This window comes from Streptomyces sp. CA189 (genome assembly GCF_056428985.1).
In genome coordinates this window covers 1-3,264 of record NZ_JBWJVM010000161.1, presented here as the reverse complement: position 1 = coordinate 3,264, position 3,264 = coordinate 1, and the positions used below count along the sequence as shown (strand labels likewise).

1 rRNA gene is annotated in these 3,264 nt (G+C 56.5%); it reads right to left on the bottom strand.

The features are described from left to right. Window positions 1–32: 32 nt before the first annotated feature. A 23S ribosomal RNA gene (locus AC061S_RS44225) occupies window positions 33–3,156 on the bottom strand. Window positions 3,157–3,264: the final 108 nt, after the last annotated feature.

The following is a 3,264-nucleotide window of genomic DNA, read 5'->3' as shown; positions in this document are numbered from 1 at the left end:
CTTCAGAACTAACACAGTGGACGCGAGCAACTGAGGACAAGCCCTCGGCCTATTAGTACCAGTCAGCTCCACCCGTTACCGGGCTTCCACATCTGGCCTATCAACCCAGTCGTCTACTGGGAGCCTTACCCTCTCAAGGAGGTGGGAATACTCATCTTGAAGCAGGCTTCCCGCTTAGATGCTTTCAGCGGTTATCCCTCCCGAACGTAGCCAACCAGCCATGCCCTTGGCAGGACAACTGGCACACCAGAGGTTCGTCCGTCCCGGTCCTCTCGTACTAGGGACAGCCCTTCTCAATATTCCTACGCGCACAGCGGATAGGGACCGAACTGTCTCACGACGTTCTAAACCCAGCTCGCGTACCGCTTTAATGGGCGAACAGCCCAACCCTTGGGACCGACTCCAGCCCCAGGATGCGACGAGCCGACATCGAGGTGCCAAACCATCCCGTCGATATGGACTCTTGGGGAAGATCAGCCTGTTATCCCCGGGGTACCTTTTATCCGTTGAGCGACGGCGCTTCCACAAGCCACCGCCGGATCACTAGTCCCGACTTTCGTCCCTGCTCGACCCGTCGGTCTCACAGTCAAGCTCCCTTGTGCACTTACACTCAACACCTGATTGCCAACCAGGCTGAGGGAACCTTTGGGCGCCTCCGTTACTTTTTGGGAGGCAACCGCCCCAGTTAAACTACCCATCAGACACTGTCCCTGATCCGGATCACGGACCGAGGTTAGACATCCAGCACGACCAGAGTGGTATTTCAACGACGACTCCACAACCACTGGCGTGGCCGCTTCAAAGTCTCCCACCTATCCTACACAAGCCGAACCGAACACCAATATCAAACTATAGTAAAGGTCCCGGGGTCTTTCCGTCCTGCTGCGCGAAACGAGCATCTTTACTCGTAGTGCAATTTCACCGGGCCTATGGTTGAGACAGTCGAGAAGTCGTTACGCCATTCGTGCAGGTCGGAACTTACCCGACAAGGAATTTCGCTACCTTAGGATGGTTATAGTTACCACCGCCGTTTACTGGCGCTTAAGTTCTCAGCTTCGCCACACCGAAATGTGACTAACCGGTCCCCTTAACGTTCCAGCACCGGGCAGGCGTCAGTCCGTATACATCGCCTTACGGCTTCGCACGGACCTGTGTTTTTAGTAAACAGTCGCTTCTCGCTGGTCTCTGCGGCCACCCCCAGCTCACGGAGTAAATCCGATCACCAGTGATGGCCCCCCTTCTCCCGAAGTTACGGGGGCATTTTGCCGAGTTCCTTAACCATAGTTCACCCGAACGCCTCGGTATTCTCTACCTGACCACCTGAGTCGGTTTAGGGTACGGGCCGCCATGAAACTCGCTAGAGGCTTTTCTCGACAGCATAGGATCATCCACTTCACCACAATCGGCTCGGCATCAGGTCTCAGCCTTATATGAGGGACGGATTTGCCTACCCCTCGGCCTACACCCTTACCCCGGGACTACCACCGCCCGGGTTGGACTACCTTCCTGCGTCACCCCATCGCTTACCTACTACAAGTCTGGGTCACCGGCTCCACCACTTTCCTTTCCCCGAAGGGTCCGGAACGGCTTCACGGGCTTAGCATCGCCTGATTCGATATTGGGCGTTTCAAAGCGGGTACCGGAATATCAACCGGTTGTCCATCGACTACGCCTGTCGGCCTCGCCTTAGGTCCCGACTTACCCTGGGCAGATCAGCTTGACCCAGGAACCCTTAGTCAATCGGCGCACACGTTTCTCACGTGTGTATCGCTACTCATGCCTGCATTCTCACTCGTGAACCGTCCACAACTAGCTTCCGCTGCTGCTTCACCCGGCACACGACGCTCCCCTACCCATCACAGCGGGCGTTGGCCCTATTGCTGCAATGACACGACTTCGGCGGTACGCTTGAGCCCCGCTACATTGTCGGCGCGGAATCACTTGACCAGTGAGCTATTACGCACTCTTTCAAGGGTGGCTGCTTCTAAGCCAACCTCCTGGTTGTCTCTGCGACTCCACATCCTTTCCCACTTAGCGTACGCTTAGGGGCCTTAGTCGATGCTCTGGGCTGTTTCCCTCTCGACCATGGAGCTTATCCCCCACAGTCTCACTGCCACGCTCTCACTTACCGGCATTCGGAGTTTGGCTAAGGTCAGTAACCCGGTAGGGCCCATCGCCTATCCAGTGCTCTACCTCCGGCAAGAAACACGTGACGCTGCACCTAAATGCATTTCGGGGAGAACCAGCTATCACGGAGTTTGATTGGCCTTTCACCCCTAACCACAGGTCATCCCCCAGGTTTTCAACCCTGGTGGGTTCGGTCCTCCACGAAGTCTTACCTCCGCTTCAACCTGCCCATGGCTAGATCACTCCGCTTCGGGTCTAGAGCGTGCAACTCAATCGCCCTATTCGGACTCGCTTTCGCTACGGCTTCCCCACACGGGTTAACCTCGCTACACACCGCTAACTCGCAGGCTCATTCTTCAAAAGGCACGCAGTCACGACCGTTATTCCGAAGAATAACGGCGACGCTCCCACGGCTTGTAGGCACACGGTTTCAGGTACTATTTCACTCCGCTCCCGCGGTACTTTTCACCATTCCCTCACGGTACTATCCGCTATCGGTCACCAGGGAATATTTAGGCTTAGCGGGTGGTCCCGCCAGATTCACACGGGATTTCTCGGGCCCCGTGCTACTTGGGAGATTCTTAAGCAAGCCGCTGATGTTTCGTCTACGGGGGTCTTACCCTCTACGCCGGACCTTTCGCATGTCCTTCGACTACATCAACGGTTTCTGACTCGCCGACCGGCCGGCAGACCGATCAAAAGAATTCCCACAACCCCGCATGCGCAACCCCTGCCGGGTATCACACGCATACGGTTTGGCCTCATCCGGTTTCGCTCGCCACTACTCCCGGAATCACGGTTGTTTTCTCTTCCTGCGGGTACTGAGATGTTTCACTTCCCCGCGTTCCCTCCACACTGCCTATGTGTTCAGCAGTGGGTGACAGCCCATGACGACTGCCGGGTTTCCCCATTCGGACACCCCCGGATCAAAGCTCAGTTGGCAGCTCCCCGGGGCCTATCGCGGCCTCTCACGTCCTTCATCGGTTCCTGGTGCCAAGGCATCCACCGTGCGCCCTTAAAAACTTGGCCTACAGATGCTCGCGTCCACTGTGTAGTTCTCAAGCAACGACCAGCCACCCATCACCCTCATCCAAAGGACGAAGTTCACTGGGGCCGGCATCGCGAAGATAAAGCCTT